Raw genomic sequence first — 20,410 nt, forward strand, 5'->3', positions numbered from 1 at the left:
GCAAAGCCCAGCACAGTCCGCGGCTGTCGCCAAGATCTGTTTTACCGCGCACCGACGAGGTATCGGAGCGGCCATCAGGCGAGGCCGAGCAGGGCGGTGAACGCCTCGGCCTGTTCGACGTTGGCCAGGTGCGCGGCGTGCGGCAGCACTTCCAACCGGGCGTTGGCACCGATCCCGGCGGCGATCGCGGCGCTGTGCTCCGGCGGCGTGACGGGATCTTCGGCCCCGGCGACGACCAGCGTCGGCGCGGTGATGGCGGGCAGGTCGGCGCGCAGATCAACGCGGCCGGTCAGCTCCGAGCACAGCGCGTACGCCTCGTCGTCGATGCTGGCGATCATCGCGGAGTAGATGGCGGTTTCGGCATGGCACTCGCGGAAGTGCGGGGTGAACCAACGCTCGATGGTCGGCGAGACCAGCTCGTTGGTGCCGTGCTCGCGGGCGGCGGCGGCCCGGTCGAGCTCGACCTGCTCCTGCCCCAGCCAGGCCGAGCTGCAGCAGATGGTCAACGCCTCGATGCGGTCGCCGGCGTGCGCGCCCAGCCACAACCCGATCATCCCGCCGAGCGAGGAACCCATGAACGAAGCCCGCGGCACCGCCAGGTGGTCGAGCAGCGCGAGAACGTCCGCACCGAGCTCGGGCAGCGTGTAGGGACCGGGCAGCACCGGGGATTCGCCGTGTCCGCGCTGGTTGTACCGAACCACGCGGTACGCGCCGTTGAGCGCGTCGAGCTGCGGATCCCACATCTCCCAGGTGCAGCCGAGCGCGTTGGACAGCACGAGGACGGGAGCGTCGGGATGTCCGGTCTCCCGCCACTGCAGGCCGAGTCGTTCCCACCGAGTCACGGAAGTCCCCCTGTCAGCTCACAACCCAAGCAGCGCCCGCATCCGCGCGTACTTCCGTTCAAGCCGCTCCCGCGTCACCGCGTCCAGCGCGGCCAACCGCGCGGGATCGGCGTTGTGCGCCAGATCGGCCTCTTTCACCAGCAGTGCTCCAGGAGTTCCCAAGATCCGGGCAGCGTAGTCGGCGGGATCCTCACCGGCCCGCTTCGTCACGGCCAGCACGATCGCCTTGGTCTCGGGCGGCAGGGCGGCGGCCAGCAGCCACTCCTCGGAAAGGGCGTCGTCCTCGACGGCGTCGTGCAACCAGGCGGCGGCGACCTGCGCATCGCTGCCGCCCCGCTCCCGAACCCCGGAAGCGACGGCGGCCAGGTGCTCGACGTAGGGCCGCCCGGCCTTGTCGACCTGCCCGAGATGAGCGCGAGCGGCGATGGAAGCGACCTCATCGAGCCCCAGAACCGGACCAATCACACCGAAACCGTACAACCGACCGCGAAGAAGAAACCTGTTCGCTGTCCGCTGAAGAAGAACCCGTCACCAAAGCCCCAAATCCCCCAAACCACGCGCAGAAGGCGGCCCGGACCACCGAAAACCCAACAACGAGCAGGAAAAGCGACCTTCGCCACACCCCGAGCGAAGCACCCGTGGTTCCTGCTGGTCACGGGGCCGTGAGCGCTTTGGGGCGCCATGGCAACCCAAAACACGCACGCCCCCGACCAGCAAGAACAGCAGAACACCAAGAAAAGAAAGAAGAGCCACAAAACCCACGGGCCAAGCCCCCCAAGGCCCGAAGGGCCGAGGCCCCAAGCCACGGAGAACGGAAGACGGAGAGTCCAAGCCGCGGAGAAACGAAGAAGAGAAGCAACGACCAGGCACAAGCCAGAAGGAAGGAGAGACAGCAGGAAGCCGGGGAGAAACAGAAGGAAGAAGCGACGTACCCCACAGGCTGGTCGCTGAGCAGGCCGGGAACGCTCGAGAGGTGAGGAGCAGCACGAAAAGCGCCCACCGCACCGTGGGGGCCTACGGGGGCTCGGCCCCCGTATAGATATAGGAAGAGGCCCCCCGGCGAAGCATGAGCCGGGGGGCCTCTTCCGAGTGGGCGAGGAGGGAGTTGAACCCTCACGTCCTTTCGGACACACGGACCTGAACCGTGCGCGTCTGCCATTCCGCCACTCGCCCGTGGCTTGCCTGGAAGCTTACCTTGCTCTCTTCCGGGCCTTGGCACCGGGGTCGCTTTCGCTTCCCGCTGCCCTGTTGGCGAGAAGAAGATTAGCACGGGCTGACGAGGGGGTTCGGCGGGGGGTTGGACGAGTTGGGAACAGGGCGGTGTCTTGACCCGTTGGCCCAGATACGATGGTCGCCAGGAGTCGTACGCGTGAAGGGATTTTGCCGTGGGCCTCGTGCAGCGCTTTGAGCGCCGACTCGAAGGCATCGTCGGTAACGGCTTTGCGCGCGTGTTCGGCGGAAAGGTCGTCCCTCAGGAGGTCGCCCAGGCTCTGCAGCGGGAAGCCGAGCTGCAGGTCCGGGAGCTCGCCGGGGGACGGCTGCTCGCTTGCAACCACTACGTGGTGCAACTGAGCCCATCCGACCACGATCGGCTCACCGGCGATGAGGCCCGGGTGACCGACCTCCTCGCCGACTGCGTTCAGGAGCATCTCACCGAGCAGGGGTGGGACACATATGGTGACGTCGTAGTCTCCCTGGAGCGCTCTGAGACGCTGCACACGGGACAGTTTCGAATCAGCTCGACCGTCGACCCCGACGTGACTCGACGGCCGGCACAACCGCGTACCGCAGGAGACCGACCCATGAGCCAGCCACCAGGCCACTACCCCCAGGGAGATCCGTACAACCAGCAGGGGCAGTACGGCTACGACCAGGGTTACGGCCAAGGCCAAGACCCCAACTACGGCTACGGCCAGCAGCAGCCGCAGCAGCCCGGTTACGACCAGGGTTACGGCCAGCAGCCGCAGCCCGGTTACGACCAGGGCGGCTACGGCCAGCAGCCTCAGCAGGGTTACGACCAGGGCTACGGCCAGCCCGGCGGCTATGACCAGGGCTACGGCCAGCAGCCTCAGGGCTACGACCAGGGCTATGGTCAGCAGCCGCAGCAGCCCGGTTACGACCAGGGTTACGGCCAGCAGCCGCAGCCCGGTTACGACCAGGGCGGCTACGGCCAGCAGCCTCAGCAGGGTTACGACCAGGGCTACGGCCAGCCCGGCGGCTATGACCAGGGCTACGGCCAGCAGCCTCAGGGCTACGACCAGGGTTACGGTCAGCAGCCGCAGCAGGGCTACGACCAGGGCTACGGCCAGCCCGGTTTCGACCAGGGCTACGGCCAGCAGCCGGGTGGGGCGTACCCGCAGTCCGGCGGCTTCCCGGACCAGGGCGGCTACGGCCAGCAGCCCGGCGGCGCCTTCCCGCAGAGCGGCGGTTTCGCCGCGGGCGGCCCGCGCGGGCAGATGACCGCGACGCTGCACCTCGACGACGGTTCGAACCGCTCGTACACGCTGCAGCACGGCTCGAACATCATCGGCCGGGGCCAGGAGGGTCAGTTCCGCCTGCCGGACACCGGTGTGTCGCGCAAGCACATCGAGATCACCTGGGACGGCCAGAGCGCGATGTTGGCCGATCTCGGTTCGACGAATGGCACCACGGTGAACGGCACGCCGGTGCAGACTTGGCAGTTGGCAGACGGCGACGTGATCAGGGTGGGCCACTCGTCCCTGGTCTTCCGGGCTCAGCAGGCCTGAGCGCGGAAATCCGCGTCCGGACACGAGTAGGAGCGTTCACAACAAGTGCCAGAGCTGGTGATTCAGCTGACCAGAGCAGGGTTTCTCGCCCTGCTCTGGTTGTTCGTGCTGGCTACGCTTCGCGTGGTTCGCTCGGATCTCTACTCGGCGTCCGGGATGCGGGTCCCGATTCCAGGTGCGAGTCGGCTCCCGGGCAAGCAGGCCCGGGGCAAGAGCAAGGCGCCCCGCCAGATGGTGGTGACGCACGGCGCTCTGGCCGGCACCCGCATCTCCCTGGACGGCCGGCCGATCCTGATCGGCCGCGCCGACGACTCCACGTTGGTCCTCGACGACGACTACGCGTCGACACGACACGCGAGATTGTCGCTTCGAGGCTCCGATTGGTACGTGGAGGATCTAGGCTCCACTAACGGCACATACCTCGATCGGGCGAAGGTCACGGGGCCGACCAAGGTCCCGCTCGGCGTTCCGATCAGAATCGGCAAGACGGTGATCGAGCTGCGCTCATGACCCTCGTCCTTCACTACGCAGCCCGCAGCGACCGCGGCCTGGTGCGCTCCAACAACCAGGACTCGGTCTATGCCGGCCCACGACTACTCGCCCTCGCGGACGGCATGGGTGGACATGCCGCCGGTGAGGTCGCCAGCAAGGTCGTCATCGCGGCGTTGGCGCCGTTGGACGACGACGAGCCCAGCGACGACCTGCTCGGGCAGCTCCGCGGTGCGGTGCTGGCCGGCAACGGTGCGATCGCCGAGCTGGTGGCCAACGACCCGGACCTGGAGGGGATGGGCACCACGCTCACCGCTGTGCTGTTCGCAGGCAGCAAGCTGGGCTTGGTGCACATCGGCGACTCCCGGGCCTATCTGGTCCGCGGCGGCGAGCTGACCCAGATAACCCACGACGACACCTTCGTGCAGTCGCTGATCGACGAAGGCCGGATCACCGAGGAGGAGGCCGCCAACCACCCGCAGCGCTCGCTGCTGCTGCACGCGTTGACCGGCCACGAGGTGGAACCGAGCCTGGCGATCCGGGAAGCCCGCGCCGGCGACCGCTACCTGCTCTGCTCGGACGGCCTGACCGGGCCGGTGAGCACCGAGACGATGGCGGAGGCGCTGCGCATCCCGGACCCGCAGCAATGCGCGGACCGGATGATCGAGCTCGCCCTCAAGGGCGGTGGTCCGGACAACGTGACCGTGATCATCGCCGACGTCGTCGACGTCGAGTTCGGCGACGACGCCCCGATCGTCGGGGGCGCGGCGGGAAATGGCGATGAGCATCCGCAACCCGATTCGTCGGCGGCGCGCGCATCCGCGGTGACCATGCCGCGGCCGCAGCCGCAGCGTTTCGAGCCCACCTCACCTCCGGCGGAGCGGCCGCGCAAGCGTCGCTGGCTCCGTTCGCTGTTGGTGACGTGCGGCGTGCTCATCGTGTTGGCCGCAATCGCACTGGTCGGGCGTTGGTGGGTGCTCAACCAGTACTACATCGGTGCGAACCGCGCCGACGAGGTGGTGATCTACCAAGGCGTGCAGGGCAGCATGCTCGGCGTTTCGCTGAACTGGCAGGTCGAGACGTCCTGCCCGGCGGACTCGGCGCAGGACTGCACGCCGATCAAGGTGACCGACCTGCAGGAGGCCCAGCGGCCGGACGTCCGCAACGGCATCACCGAGGTCAACGGGCTGCAGGAGGCCCGTGAGGCGATGCGGCGGCTCCGGATGACGGCGCTGCTGCCGGAATGCCAACAGCCGGAAACCCCGACGCCGCCGCCCGTGCAGCAGCCGCAGCCGCCTCAGGTGCCGCCGGGTCAGCCCCAGCCGCCCGAGTCCACTCCGGACGCCACCCCGCTGCAGACGGAGGAGCAGAAGCCGGGCGTGACCTGCCGGATGGTGAGTTGATGGCACAACCGGCCGCTACGACCGGAGCTGCCAGCGGGGCCCCCCGAGTCGATACTCGGCGGGGCACCGAGCTGTTCATGCTGGTTTGCTCGGCTGTGATCGTCACCTTCGCGCTGATCCTCGTGGAGCTCGCGCAGGAGCAGACGATCTCCCGGGAGCTCTTCTACTACGGGTTCGCGTTCCTCGCGCTCTACGGCGCTGCGCACTTCGGCGTGCGCCGCTGGGCGCCGTACGCCGACCCGCTGATCCTGCCGCTGGTGTCGCTGATCAACGGGCTGGGCCTGGTGATGCTGCACCGGCTCGACCTGGCACCGGTGGTCGGCGCCCCGTACACGCCCAAGCAGATCGTGTTCACCACGGCGGGCGTGGTGCTGTTCATCCTGGTGCTGGTGTTCGTCAAGGACCACCGGACGCTGGCGCAGTACGGCTACACGTGCGGTTTCGTCGGGCTGGCGCTGCTGGCGCTGCCCGGCCTGCTGCCGTCGAGCATCTCCGAGGCCAACGGCGCGAAGCTGTGGATCAACCTCGGCTTCGTGTCCATCCAGCCGAACGAGTTCGCCAAGCTCCTGCTGCTGGTGTTCTTCGCCTCGTTCCTGGTGTCGAAGCGGGAGCTGTTCACCACGGCCGGCAAGCGGTTCCTGGGCGTGGACTGGCCGCGCCCGCGGGACCTGGCCCCGGTGATCGCGGCGTGGCTGCTGTCCATCGGCATCGTCGTGCTGGAGAAGGACCTGGGCACGTCCCTGCTGTTCTTCGGCATCGTGCTGGTGATGATCTACATCGCCACCGAGCGCGCGGTGTGGGTCTTCCTGGGCCTGTCGATGTTCGCGCTCGGCTGCATCATCGCCTTCAACCTGTTCGACCACGTCCAGGCCCGGGTGAACACCTGGTTGGACCCGCTGACCGAGGGAGCGGCGAACGACCAGCTGCGTTCCGCTCTCTTCGGCATGGCCAACGGCGGGATCGGCGGCTCCGGGCTGGGCTCGGGCATGCCGAACCTGACCCCGCTGTCGTTCAGCGACTTCATCATCCCGTCGCTGGCCGAGGAGCTCGGCCTGACCGGGCTGATGGCGCTGCTGATGCTGTACCTGCTGCTGATGATGCGCGGGCTGCGCAGCGCGCTGGCGGTGCGCGACTCGTTCGGCAAGCTGTTCGCCGGCGGTCTGTCGTTCACCGTGGCGCTGCAGCTGTTCGTGGTCACCGGAGGTTCCACCGGGCTCATCCCGATGACCGGTCTCACCGCGCCGTTCCTCGCCTCGGGCGGTTCGTCGATGCTGGCGAACTACATGCTGATCGCGCTGCTCCTCCGGGTCTCCGACGCCGCGCGTCGCCCGCAGGCGCCCGCGAAGCCGAAGGCCAAGCAGGCCCCGATCGCGGAGGCACATACCGAGTTGGTGGAGCGTCCCCGATGAACAAGCCGCTGCGCCGGGTGGCGCTGGCGATGATGGTCATGGTCGTGCTGCTGATGGGCAACGCGACGTACGTGCAGGTCATCCAGGCCGACGAGCTGCGCGATCACGCGCTCAACAAGCGCACGCTGTACGAGGAGTACGCCCGGGAGCGCGGGCAGATCACCGCCCGCGGCCAGTCGCTGGCCAGTTCGGTCCCCAACGAGCACGACCGCTTCAAGTTCGTGCGCAACTACCCGAACGGGCCGCTGTACGCGCCGGTGACCGGGTTCTACTCGTTCTACTACGGCTCCAACGGCATCGAGCGCGCCGAGGACAAGATCCTCAACGGCACGGACGACAGCATGGCGTTCGACCGGCTGTCCGACATGATCACCGGGCGCGAGCCGCGCGGCGGCAGCGTTGAGCTGACCATCAACCCGGCGATGCAGCAGGTCGCTTACGACCAGCTGACCAAGAAGGGCTTCCAGGGCTCGGTGGTGGCGCTGAACCCGTCGACCGGCGAGATCCTGTCGATGGTCAACGCGCCGTCCTACGACCCGAACCCGCTGGCCTCGGCGGACAACAACGCCGTCGCCGCGGAGTGGAACAAGCTGGACGCCGACAAGGAGCGGCCGATGGCGAACCGGTCGGTGTCCGAGATCTACCCGCCCGGTTCGACGTTCAAGCTGATCACCACGGCCGCCGCGCTGGAGAACGGGTACAACCCGAACAGCCAGGTGGAGGACGCCGCGTCGATCACGCTGCCCCAGAGCAGCACACAGCTGCCGAACTACGGCGGCAAGCAGTGCGCGGGCAACACCCTGACCAAGGCGCTGGCGCACTCCTGCAACACCGCGTTCGCCAAGATCGCCGGGGAGCTCGGGCCGGACAAGATGCGCAAGACCGCCGCCGCGTTCGGCTTCGGCCAGGACCTGCAGATCCCGATGACCGTCGCCAAGTCGGACCTCGGCCCGATGGCCGACGCGGCCTCGCTGTACCAGAGCGGCATCGGCCAGCGCGACGTCCGCGTCACGCCGATGCAGAACGCGATGATGGCCGCCGCGATCGCCAACGGCGGCAAGCTGATGCAGCCGCAGCTGGTGAAGGCGACCCGCGCGCCGGACATGTCGGACCTGGACACCCTCCGGCCGGAGGAGATGAGCGAGGCCGTCTCCCCGCAGGTCGCCGCGATGCTGCGCGACATGATGATCCAGTCGGAGAAGAACACCAAGGGCGAGGGCAAGATCTCCGGCGTCGAGATCGCCTCGAAGACCGGTACCGCCCAGCACGGCGACGCCAAGGACCAGCCGCACGGCTGGTACGTCGCGTTCGCCCCGGCGGAGAACCCGACCATCGCCGTCGCGGTGATCGTCGAGAACGGCGGCGACGAGGGCACCGAGGCCACGGGTGGCTCCATCGCCGCTCCGATCGGCCGCGCGGTCATCCGGGCCGGTCTGCAGGGGGGTGGCTGACCCGTGCTGACCACCGGCCAGTTACTCGCCGACCGGTACCGGCTCGGCCAGCGGATCGCCGTCGGCGGGATGGGCGAGGTGTGGCAGGCGGTGGACGTCCGGCTGGACCGGACCGTCGCCATCAAGGTGCTCAAGGCGGAGCTGTGCGGCGACGCCGAGTTCCTGCACCGCTTCCGCACCGAGGCCCGCACCACCGCGTCGCTGAACCACCCGGGGATCGCCGCGGTGCACGACTACGGTGAGACCGCCGCGATCCCGGATGGGCCGGAGGACACCGCGTACCTGGTGATGGAGCTGGTCGAGGGCGAGCCGCTGGCCGCGATCCTGGCCCGCGAGCGCCGGATCAACACCGACCACACGCTGGACATGCTGGAGCAGGCGGGACGGGCGCTGCAGGCCGCGCACGAACGCGGCCTGGTGCACCGGGACGTCAAGCCGGGCAACATCCTGATCACGCCCGAGGGCAAGGTGAAGCTGACCGACTTCGGCATCGCGAAGGCGGCCGACGCGGCACCGGTGACCCGCTCGGGAATGGTGATGGGCACCGCGCACTACATCGCGCCGGAGCAGGCGCTCGGCGACGACGCGACGCCGTCCAGCGACGTGTACTCGCTGGCCGTGGTCGGCTACGAGTGCCTGATGGGTCACCGCCCGTTCCTGTCCGACAACGCGGTGACGGTCGCGATGATGCACATCCGCGAGATCGCGCCGCCGCTGCCGCCGGACGTGCCGCCGGGCGTGCGGGCGCTGATCGAGGCGACGCTGGCGAAGGACCCGCGGCGGCGCTACGCCGACGGCGGCGAGTTCGCCAACGCCGTCGCCGCGGTGCGCGCGGGCCGGCCGCTGCCCACGCCGTCCTCGCTGGTGGTGCCGCAACAGCGGCAGCAGCAGCAGCTCAACGTCGCCGTGCCGAACACGGGCGTCCACCAGATGCCCGCGCAGCTGCCGCCGATGGGCAACACGTACCCGCCGGGGCTGATCCCGCCGCAGGCGCCGGCACCGCAACTGCCGCCTCCGCAGGCGGCGGCACCGCGCACGAACAAGATCGTCGTCTGGCTGCTGGTGGCGGTGCTCGCGATAGCCTTGCTGCTCGCCGTCGGGGTGGCCACGTACTGGGTGGTCAACTTCAACGAGGGATTGGTCGAATCCGGCACTGTGACAACGCACAACCTGGATTCGGCAGCTGCTTTGGGCCAGACTTCGCTACGGCTCGCGCCCGGGATCGGGGCGGCGCCGGCGGGGTGGCCGGACACGGAACTCGGGGGAACACCGCTGGTCGCCCGGCCGGTACCGATCGGATTGGGCGACTCGGCATGATGGGACGATCGTTGACAAGGATCGGAACGACGCTTCGATGAGTTCACCTCGACTTCTGTCCAACCGCTACGAGCTCGGTGAGACTCTCGGCTACGGCGGTATGTCCGAGGTGCACCGCGGCCGCGACACCCGGCTGAGCCGCGACGTGGCGGTGAAGATCCTCCGCGCCGACCTCGCCCGCGACCCCACGTTCCAGCTGCGGTTCCGCCGCGAGGCGCAGAACGCGGCCGCGCTGAACCACCCGGCGATCGTGGCCGTCTACGACACCGGCGAGACCGAGTCCGAGAGCGGGCCGCTGCCGTACATCGTGATGGAGTACGTCGACGGCCGGACGCTGCGCGACATCGTCAAGACCGAGGGCCCGCTGTCGCCGCGCCGGGCCATGGAGGTCATGGCGGACGCGTCGGCCGCGCTGGACTTCAGCCACCGGCACGGCATCGTGCACCGGGACGTCAAGCCCGCCAACATCATGATCACCCGCGGCGGCGCCGTGAAGGTGATGGACTTCGGCATCGCCCGCGCGCTGGCCGACGGGCAGGCCGCGGTGACGCAGACCGCCGCGGTGATAGGAACCGCGCAGTACCTGTCGCCGGAGCAGGCCCGCGGCGAGGCGGTGGACGCGCGAAGCGACGTCTACGCCTCCGGCTGCGTGCTGTTCGAGCTGCTCACCGGGGAGCCGCCGTTCACCGGCGACTCGCCGGTCGCGGTGGCCTACCAGCACGTCCGGGAGGAGCCGCGCAAGCCCTCCGACGTCAACCCGACGACGCCGGCCTCGCTGGACGCCGTGGTGCTCAAGGCGTTGAGCAAGAACCCGGCGAACCGCTACCAGTCGGCCGCCGAGATGCGGGCCGACCTGGTGCGGGTGCTCTCCGGGCAGCGCCCGAAGGCGCCGATGATCATGTCCGAGGACGAGCGGACGGCGATGCTCACGCAGACCTCGGCGACCGAGCTGCTGACGCCGGGCCGCCACCGGTCGGTGGAGCGGGAGCCAGAAGAGGTCGACGCCGAAGGCGACCGCAAGCGCCGCAAGCACCGGATGATCGCGCTGATCACGACGGCCTGCGTGCTCGTGTTCGCGCTCGCCGCCTGGCTGGCGACGTGGGCGTTCACCTCGGCGCCGAAGACGGAGGCGGCGCCGAACTTCTACGGCATGACCCGGGCAGCGGCGCAGGCCGAGGCCGATTCCAAGCAGTGGCGGATCACCTGGTGCCTGGCACCGTCCAACGTCGACGACGTCAACAAGGTCGTCCGCCAGGACCCATCGGCGGGGACGCAGATCGTCAAGGAGAACCAGTCGATCAGGCTCTGCGCCGGAACCGGGCCGGGAAGCGTGCAGGTGCCGGACCTGACCGGCCTGAACATCGACGACGCCCAGAAGAAGCTGGAAGAGGCCGGGCTGAAGCTGGGGCTGACGCCGGAGTACCGCGAGACCGACGACTCCAAGCAGGTCGGCAAGGTCATGGACTGGAGCAAGCGGGGCGAGACCGTCACCCAGGGCACCACGATCTCCGTCGTGATCGGCGAGGCGCCCAGGATGGTCGACGTCCGGAACGTGGTCGGCATGCCCTTCGACACGGCGAAGGCCTACCTGGTCGGCGCCGGGTTCAAGGTCAGCAAGCAGGACCGCGACTCCGACCAGCCCGCAGGCACCGTGCTGGAGCAGTCCCCGTCGGGCGGCAGCAAGGCGAAGCCGAACAGCGAGATCGTCCTGGTGGTGTCCAACGGCGGGCAGATCAGCATCCCGTCGTTGGTCGGCATGACGCCCAGCCAGGCCGAGCAGGCCCTGCGGAGCCTCGGCTGGAACGGCAGCATCAACGAGTCCGACCAGACGACCACGGACAAGAACATGGACGGCAAGGTGGTCGGCTCATCGCCGTCCTCCGGGCAGAAGGTGGGCAAGGACCAGCCGGTGACGCTGTACGTGGGCGACTACACCACGAGTCCGACCACCAGCACGCCGGCCGACGGCGGGCTCTTCCCGCCGTTCGGCTGACCGCTTCGACGCGAAGGGCACCTGCCACCGGCATGACCGGGCGCAGGTGCCCTTCCGCTTTTCGGACGAAAAATCCCGCGAGGCGTCCAGCGACCGGCACCTGGGGAGCACCGCGGCCGGGCTGGGACTCGACGACGCCCAGCTGGGTCTGCGCCTGGAGGCCGCGGAGCTTCGGCAGGACGTTCTGGACGGCTACCGGAGGGTGACGGCGGTCAGCGCCGGGCGGCGGCGGCGACCTGGCGCATGCCCTGTTCGAGCTCGTCGACCAGGTGCCCGTCCACCGGGTAACCGGCCGAGGCCATCCAGTTCGCCAGCATCCGGTGGCCGCCGTCGGTGAGCACCGACTCGGGGTGGAACTGGACGCTCTCCACCGGGAGCTCCCGGTGCCGCATGCCCATCACGATTCCGGTCGCGGTCTTGGCGGTGATCTCGAAGTCGTCCGGGATGGTGTCCGCGCGGACGATCAGCGAGTGGTACCGGGTCGCGATGAACGGCTCCGGCAGCCCGGCGAACACGCCGGTCCCGGAGTGGTGGATCTCGCTGACCTTGCCGTGCAGCAGCTCCGGCGCCCGCTCGACGACCCCGCCCCACACGGCGCCGACGGCCTGGTGCCCGAGGCACACGCCGAACACCGGCTTGCGCTCGGCGGCGCAGCGCTCGATCAGCTCCATCGTGCGCCCGGCACGATCCGGCGTACCCGGACCCGGGCTGAGCAGGACGCCGTCGGCGGCGGCAACGTCGTCGTCGGTGACGACATCGTTGCGGCGCACGACGCAGTCCGCGCCCAGCTGAGCGAGGTACTGCACGAGGTTGTAGACGAAGCTGTCGTAGTTGTCGACGACGAGTACGCGCACCCCGCCAGAGTACGCGGAGGTGCCCGGTCGTTTCACCGGGCTTTCACCTGGTGGTGACGTCGTTGAACGGCAGCATCGGCTCAACCTGTGGGAACACGACGAACAGCAGCAGCGCGACGACGGCCGCGACCAGCAGCACGGCCTGCGCGGCCTTCGCGGCGGTGCCGCCCGGCAGGCGCCGCCAGATCCACCCGTACATCAGCGTTCCTCCAACTCGGCCGGCCGCAGCCCGCGATGCGCCGGGTCCTTGGGGTACTGCTTGACCAGCACGCCGTGCACGATCAGCCGCTGCGCGGCGGAGAACTCCGGGTGGCAGGTGGTGAGGGTGATCAGCCGGGTCTGCTGGTCGCGCGGCAGCAGCTCCGGCGGCTGCCCGGGCACCGGGAAGATCACCTCGCCCTGCTCCGGGAGGACGATGCTCCGGCCGACCACCTGCTCGTACGGTCCGCCGATGGGCGCCACGCCCGCGCACCTCGGGTCCGCCCCGCGCTCCTTCCAGCCCGCGACCTCGTCGGTCATCGGGAGCACGCGGTAGACATACCAGTGCGTCGCGGTCTCGACGACCAGCGCGTCGCAGGAGCGCAGCTGGTCGAGGTCGTTGAACGGCGCGCCCTTGCCGATCCGGTGCCCGGCGACGGCGAAGTTGCCCTGCTCGCCGGGCCACGCCGTGCCGACGTAATGCCCGGGCACGGCGGCCAGCGTCTTCGCGTCGGTGCCCTCCAGCACGGCGAAGCGGAAGTCCGGACCGAACGCCGGGATGTGCAGCTGCGCGAACCCGGCGCCGGCGACCGGCGCGGGCGGCTCCGCCACCGGCGGCGGGTGCTGCCACTGGACCTGCAGCTGATCGGTGGCCTCGGCCTGCTTCTGCGCGGTGAACCAGTCCGTGACGTACACGGCGTAGAAGACGAACAGCAGCAGCACCAGCCCAGCGGTGATCAGCAGTTCGCCCAGGACGTGCAGCGCCGTGCGCAGCCGAGCGGGCCGGCTCTCCGGCGGTGGTGCCACCATCAGCTCCGAGGAAGCCACGGTGTTCCTCTCCGGTCACGGCTTGGACCACGGGTTAGATCAACGCTGTGATTACGTTAACGTGGTAGCTGGAAAACGAGCCGCATCGCGAGAAGTTGCGCGCGCCCTCGGGCGCCGCAGCCCGGGGTGCGGTGACCGCCCGAGCACGCGGAGCACGATGCCGCACCACCTGGCGAGGACACCATGCCGAAGTCCAAGGTCCGCAAGAAGGACTCCCCCACCCCGGTGACCGATCGCCGCACGCCGGTGAAGGCGAAGGCGGTCGGCCCGTCGCACCCGATCTACGTCATCGTGATGTTGGGGATGATGGTGATCGGCCTGCTCTGGCTGGTGGTCAACTACATCGCCGGCGACAAGATCCCGTTCATGGTCGACCTGGGCGGGTGGAACTTCGCCGTCGGTTTCGCGTTCATGATCATCGGCCTGTTGATGACGATGCGCTGGCGCTGACCCGTAGCACGTTAGCTGAATGTGGTCGAGGTCCGAAGGGGTCAATCCCTTCGGACCTCACTCATCTCGTCGACCTCTTGACGTTCGGTCAGCGAACAACACAGGTGTAACTCATCCCCAGTGGGGATAACTCCTGTGGATAACTCATCGGTAGCGGGTGGATAACGGTGGATGCGAGCGGATCCCGGCAGTGGTCGACGCCGACCGGGCTGGTCTCCTGCGGCTGGGCGCTCGCCGCGGCCGCGGCGCTGTGGTGGCTCCTCGCCGAGGAGGCAGTCGACCGGCTCTTCATCGGTGTGCTGGTGCTGGCGTTGGCCGCTGTCTCCGCGCACGGCAGCATCTGCCGACCGCGACTGCGCGCGGACGCCGAGGGCATCACCGTGCGGACGTTGCTGGGCCGACGGCACTGGCCCTGGCCCGCGGTGACGGTCCGGGTCCGGCAGGACCGCCGCCTCGGCCGCACGGTGCGGACCCTGGAACTCGACGCGGACCCGCAGCTGATCGTGCTGACCAGGCTCGACCTGGGCGCCGACCCGCAGGACGTCGCGGACGAGCTCCGCGGCCTGCGCCGCTGACCCGTCAGCTGCCCAGGCCGCAGCGGGTTTCCTCGCCGGAGCCGAAGCACACCACGTTGCCGAACTGCAGGTCGCGCGTCACCAGCATCGCGATCAGCACCACCAGCAGCGCCGCCAGCGCACCCGCCTGGACCAGCACCTGCCGCTCGCGCGGGGCGTAGACCAGCGCGGCGGTCGCGATCACGCCGATGACGAGCCCACCGATGTGGCCCAGCAGGGAGATGCCCGGGATCACCACGCTGGCGACGATGTTGAGCGCGATCACCACCAGCACCGGCCGCAGGCTGACCTTCAGCCGCAGCGCGGCGATCGCGATGCCGCCCATCAGGCCGTACACCGCGCCGGACGCGCCGGCCACCGGCTGCAGCTCATCGCCGAGCAGGAACACCGCGGTACTGCCGCCGAGCAGCGAAAGCAGGTAGACGGCGCCGAACCGCACCCGCCCCAGCAGGAGCTCCAGGTCCCGGCCGATCACCCACAGCGCGATCATGTTCATCGCCAGGTGGAGCAGCCCGATGTGCAGGAACCCGGCGGTGATCAGGCGCCACCACTGCCCGCCCGCGACCAGGATCGGCCACAGCGCGAAGTCGGTGAACAGCGCGGAGGCGGAGTTCCCGGGGATGCTGCCGGCCTGCACCGCGGTGAGCGCGAAGACCGCCACGTTGATCGCGATCAGCACCGGCACCAGGATCGGCTTCGCGGGCAGCCGGGCACCGGCCACCGTCACCGGCTGCCGCATGCCGCGCTGCCCCTGCGCAACGCAGTCGACGCACTGCTGGCCGACCGCGGCATCGCGCAGGCATTCCGGGCACGACGGCCGCTCGCACCGGGTGCAGCGCAGCCCGGTGGGGCGGTCGGGGTGCCGGACGCAGGTCGGCAGCTGCGGCGGAGCCCCGTCCGATCCGGGCAGAGATCCGGGCGGAACAGTCACGTCAGACCTGCTCTCCGGTCGAGACCGCTTCGAATGGCCCTGGCGGCGGCGCGGGCAGCGGAACCTCGGGCATCGTCTCGCCGGGGACAACCCCGACCGGGTGGACGACGCCCGAGGACCCGCGACGGCGCGAGCCGAGCCCCACGCCGCAAGCGGCTGACGCCGCTTCCAAAAGCAAGCCTAGTAGGCCGGGTTTCAGCCGCGGTCGATCGAGACCTTCTCGATGACGATGTCGTTGACCGGGCGGTCCAGCCGGCCGGTCGCGGTGTTGCCGATCGCGTCGACGACGTTGCGCGACTCCTGGTCGGCGACCTCGCCGAAGATGGAGTGCTTGTAGTTCAGCCAGTCCGTGGCGCCGACGGTGATGAAGAACTGCGAGCCGTTGGTGTTCGGCCCGGCGTTCGCCATCGCCAGCAGGTAGGGCTTGGTGAACTGCAGCTCCGGGTGGAACTCGTCGGCGAACTGGTAGCCCGGGCCACCGCGACCGGTGCCGGTCGGGTCCCCGGTCTGGATCATGAAGCCGGAGATGACGCGGTGGAAGATCACCCCGTCGTAGAACGGCCCGGAGCGCTCACCCTTGGCGTTGGGTTCGGTGTACTCCTTGGTTCCTTCGGCCAGGCCCACGAAATTGGCCACTGTCTTGGGCGCCTTGTCGGGGAACAGGTTGATCCGGATGTCGCCCTGCGAGGTGTGCAGGGTCGCGGTCACCTTCGTCCCAACGAGCGATCCGTTGTCTTCAGCCACCAGACCATCCTGCCATCGAAGAGGCCGAACGCCGTGTCTGGGTGCAATATGGGGCTGATCGCCGCCTGCCGGGCGGTGCCCACGCCGCGGGCGTGGGCCGAGTAAGTCGACCGGCGAACGCCGGGCCGAGGAGGCACACGATGGACGAGGTGAAGGCGATGGCCCGAGCTGGCGAAAGCGTGGGCAAGGCGGTCGGGACGGGCTTGAAGTCCGCCCGCCACGGCGCGAAACGCGCCGGCGAGGTCGGGGTGGCGCTGTCCAAGCAGGCCGCCGCCCGCGCCGAGCAGGAGCTCGCCAACCACGGCTACTCCGCCGACGAGTTGCAGGAGCGCATCGCCCAGGCAACCACCGGGATGTCCCGCAAGGAGCTCGCCAAGCGCAGCCGCAAGGCGCGCAAGCAATGGGACAAGAAGACCGAGAAGTCCCGCAAGCAGCTCGCCAAGAACACCACCGCGGCCCGCAGGGAGCTGGCCGCGATCATCGACCCGGGCAAGCCGAAGCGGCGGCGCAAGTGGCCGTGGGTGCTGCTGGTGCTGGCCGGGCTCGGCGCCGCGGTGGCGGTGGCGTTCTCCCGCCGCCCGGAGGAGCTGCCGATCGCGGAGGCCAACGACGGCTTCCCCAAGAGGGACACCCCGGCCCGCCACCGCGCGGAGCGCCCCGACGTGCCCGCGCAGACCGACGGCCAGTCGCACATCGAGCCGGAACGATCCCGCTGACCTCGCACGCGCGGAGGCCGGGCCGGTTCGGCCCGGCCTCCCGCTTTTCGTCGTGTTGCACGTCACCTTCCGACCGGCTGGTCCGGTGGCCACGATGCTGACATGAGCGAACCGACCAGTTACGACCTGCACGCCTCCACGCACGTGTCCGCCACACCGGACGAGGTCTACCGAGTCGCCAGCGACATCACGCGGATGGGCGAGTGGAGCCCGGAGTGCACCGGCGGCGAGTGGGCGTCCGGCGAACCGGGCACCGCCGGCGCTACCTTCAAGGGCCACAACCGGCACCGCGACGACGTCTGGACGACCGAGTGCGAGGTGACCGCGGCCGAGCCCGGCCGCCGGTTCGCCTGGGCCGTGCGGAGCTACCAGCCGACGCCGGACAACTCGGTGTGGGCCTTCGAGATCGAACCCGACGGCGACGGCTGCACCCTGACCCAGCGCTTCCAGATGAAGCAGCCGCCCAGCCGGCTGGTGTCGATCAAGGAGAGCCTGCCCGCCGACCGGGCCGCCACCTTCTACGAGTTCCGCCGATCGCGGCTGCAGCAGGCCATGCAGCAGACCGTCGACGCGATCCGGGACGCCGTCCAGCGCTGACGTCAACCAGGGTTGACACCTCCCGATCGTCAACATAAGTTGACGGCATGGCAGAAGCGACGGAACTCGCCTCCGCGGCGAGCAGCCGCGATCCGCGGATCGGCCTGCGAGCCGTTGCGGCGCTGCGGAAGCTGCTCGAACAGCTGGAATCCGTCCAGGTCCGCAACGCCCGCAACCAGGGCTGGTCGTGGCAGGAGATCGCCGCGGAGCTCGGCGTTTCCCGGCAAGCCGTGCACAAGAAACACGGGAGGTCCTGATCATGTTCGAGAAGTTCGCCCCGACCACCCGGCAGGCGGTGGTCCGCGCGGTGCACGAGGCCGCGCAGCACGGCGCCCCGGAGGTCACCGACGAGCACCTGCTGCTCGCACTCGTCGACGACCCGAACACCGCGGCGGGGCGCCTGCTGGCCGCGCACGAAGTGCAGCGCGATGCCGTCACGACGGCCTACCAGCAGGCGCGCCGGCTCGGCGGTCTGAGCACGTCCGATGCGGAAGCGCTCCGCGAACTGGGCATCGACGTGCACGACGTCGTCGCCAGCATCGAGCGCTCCCTCGGCGCGGACGCCCTCTCCCGCCGACCCAGCCGACGGCGGCGCTTCTTCAAGTCGCACATCCCGTTCAGCACCGCAGGCAAGCGCCTGCTCGAAGCCACGCTGCGCGAGGCCATCGAGCTCGGCGACCGCCGCATCGGCGACGAACACCTCTTGCTCGCGCTGCTGCTCGGCAAGGGGGTCGCCGCGGAGCTGCTCGAACTCCACGGCATGACCTACCGAAGCGTTCGTGCGTCCCTGCGCAGCGCAGCCTGAACCGGGAAAGCGCTACGCCGCCTGCTGGGTCGGCTCGGCCTCGAACTCCTCCGCGGTTGCGGGGCGGCCGACCGCGGCAGCGCCGAGCGCACCCAGCACGCCGACCACCGCGAAGGCGTAGAAGCCCCACGGGTACGCGATGCCGGCGGTGAGCATCGCGCCGCCGAGCAGCGGACCGCAGATCGCCCCGATGCGCCCGATCCCCGCCGACCAGCCGAGCCCGGTCGCCCGGCTCTCCGCGGGGTACACGTGCCCGATGTAGGCGTAGACGAGCACCTGCGAGCTGAACACGAAGCAGCCCGCGATGAGCACCGCCACGTACACGCCGATGCCGGGCAGCTTGACGCTCAGCGCGGCGAGGAACACGGCCGAGGCCGCGAACCAGCCGATCGTCGAAAGCCGCGGCCCCACCCGGTCGGCCACCGCGCCGGCGACGACCAGGCCGATCACGGCGCCGACGTTCAGGGTCAGCAGCAGTCCCAGCGCGGCGCCCAGCGGATACCCGGCGGACTTCATGATCTGCGGCAGCCAGGTGTTGAGCCCGTAGACCAGCAGCAACCCCATGAACGAGGTGACCCAGAACGCGAGCGTGGCGCGGGTGAATCCGCTGCGGAAAAGCGAGGCCACCGCGCTGGCGCCGCCGCTGAGCTTGCGCTCCGGCGCGGCGGCGCGCAGGAAGGAAGCCGATTCCGGCAGGTAGCGCAGCATCAGCGGAACGAGCACGAGCGCGGGCGCGGCCCCGATCACGAACATCGCGCGCCACCCGAGGCTCGGCAGCGCCTTCCGCCGGCCGACGACGTCGGTGATGGTGCCGATGGCCAGGGCGCCGATGGTCATGCCCACCAGGCCGACTGTGGATACGACGGAAGCGCTGGCGGCGGTGAGTCCCCACTGCTTGGCGTCCAGCAGCACGGGCAACACGCTGCCGAGCACGACCAGGTCGAACCCGTCCAGCAACACGGCGGTCCAGCACAGGGGCAGAACCCAACGGGCCCGCCCGGCATCGACCTGGCTCGACATGCCACCTCCACTGCACCGTCGCAGAACCGGAATGCGCGAATGCTCCCCGGCGCAGAGGCCCGACCAACCACAAGGCCTTCCACTGAACGGAATCGAAGCAAAACCGTCACCCGACCCCCCGAACCAGGAAGAACAACGAATCCCCAGGTAACGACCCCGAAAACCAAACCACCACGAAACCAGGACCAAACCCGCAACGAAACCAAGACCAACGAAACCAAATGTCCAAAGAGGACAACCAAACCGCGCGGAAGAACCAGCAGGAGCCGAAGGCGGACGCCGACGTGGAGGTGGAGGTGGAAGTGGAGGTGGAAAGCAGCCCCGACGGCGAAGCCACCGATGTCCGACGCGACACCAGCAGCCGAACCAGAGGCAAGCCGACCAGCACGGAACTAACACGAATCGTCACAGCCGAAGGCGGCACGAACTGTCACAGCCGAGGACCGCACAAGCCATCACAGCCGGAGGCTGACAACAAGAACAACACAGCCGGAGGCTGACAACAAGAACAACACAGCCGAAGGCTGACCAGCAACCAGGAAAAACACGGACAGCCGAAGGCTGCCAATACCCAAACACAGCCGAAGGCTGACCAAAAGCCCGCAACAGGACGAACAGGCGCTACCCCACAAACCGAGGCGGAACAAAGGCCGAACACCCCGAACGGCACAACGGTGAAGCCGACCAGCACTCCGACAGCCGAAGGCTGGAGAAACCCACGAAAAGGCTGGTCCGCGAGCAGGCCGGGAACGCTCCCAAGGCGAGGAGCAGACAAAAAAAGACCCCCACACCGTGGGGGTCTGCGGGGGCTCGGCCCCCGCAAAATAATGACGCGGTAGTAAAGGCCCACGCTTTCCCTGGGCACACTCCACCGAACTAACGCGTGGAGACGAGGGGAATCGAACCCCTAACCCCCGCCTTGCAAAGGCGGTGCTCTGCCAATTGAGCTACGTCCCCGGCTATCGCAGCCCCACTCAGGTCTGCTGACCGGTGACGCGCGATGGCTGCCGGCTCGATGGCCGGCTCAAGCGCCCGGAGGAA

22 protein-coding genes and 2 tRNA genes are annotated in these 20,410 nt (G+C 69.2%); 14 read left to right on the top strand and 10 right to left on the bottom strand.

Features of this window, described 5'->3' with window-relative positions; all coding sequences use genetic code 11:
* Positions 1-74 precede the first annotated feature (74 nt).
* From AB0H93_RS06175 to AB0H93_RS06185, 3 genes are all read right to left on the bottom strand, one after another.
* Positions 75-842 carry an alpha/beta fold hydrolase gene (locus AB0H93_RS06175; protein WP_358568145.1) on the bottom strand — a complete coding sequence of 256 codons (768 nt, stop codon included), beginning with the start codon at positions 840-842 and terminating at the stop codon, positions 75-77.
* An 18-nt stretch (positions 843-860) separates the two neighbouring features.
* Complete coding sequence (locus AB0H93_RS06180) at positions 861-1,307, bottom strand: HD domain-containing protein (protein ID WP_358568148.1); 447 nt, start codon at positions 1,305-1,307, stop codon at positions 861-863.
* Between the two features lie 625 nt (positions 1,308-1,932).
* A tRNA-Leu gene (locus tag AB0H93_RS06185) sits at positions 1,933-2,015 on the bottom strand.
* A 212-nt stretch (positions 2,016-2,227) separates the two neighbouring features.
* On the opposite strand from AB0H93_RS06185, the gene AB0H93_RS06190 reads away from it, so the two are divergent.
* From AB0H93_RS06190 to pknB, 7 genes are read left to right on the top strand one after another with little or no spacing between them, the layout of a single operon-like run.
* Positions 2,228-3,589: a DUF3662 and FHA domain-containing protein gene (locus AB0H93_RS06190; protein ID WP_358568151.1), complete on the top strand. Its 1,362-nt coding sequence runs from the start codon at positions 2,228-2,230 to the stop codon at positions 3,587-3,589.
* A 45-nt stretch (positions 3,590-3,634) separates the two neighbouring features.
* Positions 3,635-4,099, top strand: coding sequence for an FHA domain-containing protein (locus AB0H93_RS06195; RefSeq protein ID WP_358568154.1), 465 nt, complete (start codon positions 3,635-3,637; stop codon positions 4,097-4,099).
* Entirely contained in the window at positions 4,096-5,481 is a 1,386-nt protein-coding gene (locus AB0H93_RS06200; RefSeq protein ID WP_358568157.1) for a PP2C family serine/threonine-protein phosphatase, read from the top strand. The genes AB0H93_RS06195 and AB0H93_RS06200 overlap by 4 nt, the downstream gene beginning before the upstream one ends.
* Positions 5,481-6,890, top strand: coding sequence for an FtsW/RodA/SpoVE family cell cycle protein (locus AB0H93_RS06205; protein ID WP_358568160.1), 1,410 nt, complete (start codon positions 5,481-5,483; stop codon positions 6,888-6,890). Before AB0H93_RS06200 ends, AB0H93_RS06205 begins: the two co-directional genes overlap by 1 nt.
* On the top strand, positions 6,887-8,341 hold the full coding sequence (locus AB0H93_RS06210) for a penicillin-binding protein 2 (protein ID WP_358568163.1): 1,455 nt from the start codon (positions 6,887-6,889) through the stop codon (positions 8,339-8,341). Before AB0H93_RS06205 ends, AB0H93_RS06210 begins: the two co-directional genes overlap by 4 nt.
* A gap of 3 nt (positions 8,342-8,344) precedes the next feature.
* Positions 8,345-9,658, top strand: coding sequence for a serine/threonine-protein kinase (locus AB0H93_RS06215; RefSeq protein WP_358568166.1), 1,314 nt, complete (start codon positions 8,345-8,347; stop codon positions 9,656-9,658).
* A 37-nt stretch (positions 9,659-9,695) separates the two neighbouring features.
* Complete coding sequence (gene pknB, locus AB0H93_RS06220) at positions 9,696-11,651, top strand: Stk1 family PASTA domain-containing Ser/Thr kinase (RefSeq protein ID WP_358568169.1); 1,956 nt, start codon at positions 9,696-9,698, stop codon at positions 11,649-11,651.
* Positions 11,652-11,863: 212 nt separating this feature from the next.
* On the opposite strand, the gene AB0H93_RS06225 is transcribed toward pknB, so the two are convergent.
* The 3 genes from AB0H93_RS06225 to AB0H93_RS06235 are packed head-to-tail and all read right to left on the bottom strand — an operon-like array spanning position 11,864 to position 13,531.
* Positions 11,864-12,505, bottom strand: coding sequence for an aminodeoxychorismate/anthranilate synthase component II (locus AB0H93_RS06225; protein WP_358568172.1), 642 nt, complete (start codon positions 12,503-12,505; stop codon positions 11,864-11,866).
* Between the two features lie 43 nt (positions 12,506-12,548).
* Positions 12,549-12,704 (bottom strand): hypothetical protein, encoded by a 156-nt coding sequence (locus tag AB0H93_RS06230; protein WP_358568175.1) that lies wholly within the window; start codon positions 12,702-12,704, stop codon positions 12,549-12,551.
* Complete coding sequence (locus tag AB0H93_RS06235) at positions 12,704-13,531, bottom strand: class E sortase (RefSeq protein ID WP_358568178.1); 828 nt, start codon at positions 13,529-13,531, stop codon at positions 12,704-12,706. Before AB0H93_RS06235 ends, AB0H93_RS06230 begins: the two co-directional genes overlap by 1 nt.
* A gap of 183 nt (positions 13,532-13,714) precedes the next feature.
* Here AB0H93_RS06235 and crgA point away from each other — a divergent pair, with 183 nt between their 5' ends.
* Together crgA and AB0H93_RS06245 are read left to right on the top strand one after the other, a co-directional pair.
* Entirely contained in the window at positions 13,715-13,981 is a 267-nt protein-coding gene (gene crgA / locus AB0H93_RS06240) for a cell division protein CrgA (protein WP_132479410.1), read from the top strand.
* Positions 13,982-14,148: 167 nt separating this feature from the next.
* Entirely contained in the window at positions 14,149-14,556 is a 408-nt protein-coding gene (locus tag AB0H93_RS06245) for a PH domain-containing protein (RefSeq protein ID WP_358568182.1), read from the top strand.
* A gap of 4 nt (positions 14,557-14,560) precedes the next feature.
* Here AB0H93_RS06245 and AB0H93_RS06250 read toward each other — a convergent pair whose 3' ends face one another.
* Both AB0H93_RS06250 and AB0H93_RS06255 read right to left on the bottom strand, forming a co-directional pair.
* Complete coding sequence (locus tag AB0H93_RS06250; protein WP_358568185.1) at positions 14,561-15,487, bottom strand: rhomboid family intramembrane serine protease; 927 nt, start codon at positions 15,485-15,487, stop codon at positions 14,561-14,563.
* A gap of 195 nt (positions 15,488-15,682) precedes the next feature.
* Positions 15,683-16,231: a peptidylprolyl isomerase gene (locus AB0H93_RS06255; RefSeq protein ID WP_358568188.1), complete on the bottom strand. Its 549-nt coding sequence runs from the start codon at positions 16,229-16,231 to the stop codon at positions 15,683-15,685.
* A gap of 140 nt (positions 16,232-16,371) precedes the next feature.
* Here AB0H93_RS06255 and AB0H93_RS06260 point away from each other — a divergent pair, with 140 nt between their 5' ends.
* The 4 genes from AB0H93_RS06260 (at position 16,372) to AB0H93_RS06275 (ending at position 18,349) form a co-directional block, all read left to right on the top strand.
* Positions 16,372-16,947 (top strand): hypothetical protein, encoded by a 576-nt coding sequence (locus tag AB0H93_RS06260; protein WP_358568191.1) that lies wholly within the window; start codon positions 16,372-16,374, stop codon positions 16,945-16,947.
* 102 nt (positions 16,948-17,049) lie between these two features.
* On the top strand, positions 17,050-17,544 hold the full coding sequence (locus AB0H93_RS06265) for an SRPBCC family protein (protein WP_358568194.1): 495 nt from the start codon (positions 17,050-17,052) through the stop codon (positions 17,542-17,544).
* 47 nt (positions 17,545-17,591) lie between these two features.
* Positions 17,592-17,801 (top strand): HTH domain-containing protein, encoded by a 210-nt coding sequence (locus AB0H93_RS06270; protein WP_093260818.1) that lies wholly within the window; start codon positions 17,592-17,594, stop codon positions 17,799-17,801.
* 2 nt (positions 17,802-17,803) lie between these two features.
* Complete coding sequence (locus AB0H93_RS06275; RefSeq protein WP_358568197.1) at positions 17,804-18,349, top strand: Clp protease N-terminal domain-containing protein; 546 nt, start codon at positions 17,804-17,806, stop codon at positions 18,347-18,349.
* A gap of 12 nt (positions 18,350-18,361) precedes the next feature.
* Here AB0H93_RS06275 and AB0H93_RS06280 read toward each other — a convergent pair whose 3' ends face one another.
* The gene (locus AB0H93_RS06280; RefSeq protein WP_358568200.1) at positions 18,362-19,369 is read right to left on the bottom strand and encodes an MFS transporter; all 1,008 of its coding nucleotides are present in this window, start codon (positions 19,367-19,369) and stop codon (positions 18,362-18,364) included.
* 221 nt (positions 19,370-19,590) lie between these two features.
* On the opposite strand from AB0H93_RS06280, the gene AB0H93_RS06285 reads away from it, so the two are divergent.
* On the top strand, positions 19,591-19,869 hold the full coding sequence (locus AB0H93_RS06285) for a hypothetical protein (RefSeq protein ID WP_358568203.1): 279 nt from the start codon (positions 19,591-19,593) through the stop codon (positions 19,867-19,869).
* Positions 19,870-20,253: 384 nt separating this feature from the next.
* Here AB0H93_RS06285 and AB0H93_RS06290 read toward each other — a convergent pair.
* A tRNA-Ala gene (locus AB0H93_RS06290) sits at positions 20,254-20,326 on the bottom strand.
* Between the last annotated feature and the right edge of the window lie 84 nt (positions 20,327-20,410).

This window comes from Saccharopolyspora sp. NPDC050642, from assembly GCF_040654735.1.
Classification (GTDB): Bacteria; Actinomycetota; Actinomycetes; order Mycobacteriales; family Pseudonocardiaceae; genus Saccharopolyspora; species Saccharopolyspora elongata.

Bases quoted from the DNA above. Each gene is read 5' to 3' on its own strand.
- AB0H93_RS06280 (WP_358568200.1), bottom strand. From the start codon at position 19,369: ATGTCGAGCCAGGTCGATGCCGGGCGGGCCCGTTGGGTTCTGCCCCTG.
- AB0H93_RS06265 (WP_358568194.1), top strand. From the start codon at position 17,050: ATGAGCGAACCGACCAGTTACGACCTGCACGCCTCCACGCACGTGTCC.
- AB0H93_RS06210 (WP_358568163.1), top strand. From the start codon at position 6,887: ATGAACAAGCCGCTGCGCCGGGTGGCGCTGGCGATGATGGTCATGGTC.
- pknB (WP_358568169.1), top strand. From the start codon at position 9,696: ATGAGTTCACCTCGACTTCTGTCCAACCGCTACGAGCTCGGTGAGACT.
- crgA (WP_132479410.1), top strand. From the start codon at position 13,715: ATGCCGAAGTCCAAGGTCCGCAAGAAGGACTCCCCCACCCCGGTGACC.
- AB0H93_RS06260 (WP_358568191.1), top strand. From the start codon at position 16,372: ATGGACGAGGTGAAGGCGATGGCCCGAGCTGGCGAAAGCGTGGGCAAG.
- AB0H93_RS06275 (WP_358568197.1), top strand. From the start codon at position 17,804: ATGTTCGAGAAGTTCGCCCCGACCACCCGGCAGGCGGTGGTCCGCGCG.
- AB0H93_RS06270 (WP_093260818.1), top strand. From the start codon at position 17,592: ATGGCAGAAGCGACGGAACTCGCCTCCGCGGCGAGCAGCCGCGATCCG.
- AB0H93_RS06230 (WP_358568175.1), bottom strand. From the start codon at position 12,704: ATGTACGGGTGGATCTGGCGGCGCCTGCCGGGCGGCACCGCCGCGAAG.
- AB0H93_RS06285 (WP_358568203.1), top strand. From the start codon at position 19,591: ATGTCCAAAGAGGACAACCAAACCGCGCGGAAGAACCAGCAGGAGCCG.
- AB0H93_RS06200 (WP_358568157.1), top strand. From the start codon at position 4,096: ATGACCCTCGTCCTTCACTACGCAGCCCGCAGCGACCGCGGCCTGGTG.
- AB0H93_RS06205 (WP_358568160.1), top strand. From the start codon at position 5,481: ATGGCACAACCGGCCGCTACGACCGGAGCTGCCAGCGGGGCCCCCCGA.